Below are 651 nucleotides of genomic sequence, written 5' to 3' on the forward strand. Positions count from 1 at the left end.
GGGAATCCATGTCATTCGTTATAACTATTAATTGGAGTACATATGAAAAAGTTAGTTTGGCTAGGTGTTGCTTTAGCTTTGGCTGGCTGTCAACCAGACAGTAAGAATAATATTTATGATGTAAAAGAAGTTTCAAACAGAACTTATCTCATCAATCAAGAAACGGGTAAATTGTCTCTAGTCTCTGACGGTAAAGTTATTGAGTTACCTACGTATAAGATGCCAGAAGGAAAAATGCTTAAGGTAAGCGGTAGCTTTTCAGAAAAGTTACAGTTTAAAGCGTCAACAAAACAAGTTGAGAATAAAATATATTATATCCTCGATCTAGAAGGGTACGAAACTCAAACAAAAGACTCAACCGGAAAAGTTATAAGAAATCGAGTGGATTTTAATTGGGTTAAGCCAGCGTTAGAAAAGAATAAATATGACTATATAAAGCTTCAGTTCTTGGACAAAGATGGTTTTAAGCTTGACGAGAAAACGATTAACTTGAGCGATACCTATACAAATGTCGTAGATTTTTCTGGTGACGTAACTGGGCTCAAGTACGAGGGTAGCTTTTCCGTTAATCCATTAGTATTGAGCAAGACTTCATCGTTGCAGTATGTTTATCGAATAAAAGCTTTGAGTGAAGCGGTGTTTTTCAAGGTA

Annotated in this window: 1 protein-coding gene; it reads left to right on the forward strand. The window is 35.5% G+C overall.

The annotated features are described in order from the left end of the window. Positions 1-42: 42 nt before the first annotated feature. Positions 43-651, forward strand: a 609-nt coding sequence (locus AB4583_RS21380) for a hypothetical protein (protein WP_372119286.1), incomplete at its 3' end; no start/stop codon positions are given.

Source organism: Vibrio sp. 10N.222.49.C12 (assembly GCF_041475025.1).
Taxonomy (GTDB): domain Bacteria; phylum Pseudomonadota; class Gammaproteobacteria; order Enterobacterales; family Vibrionaceae; genus Vibrio; species Vibrio crassostreae_C.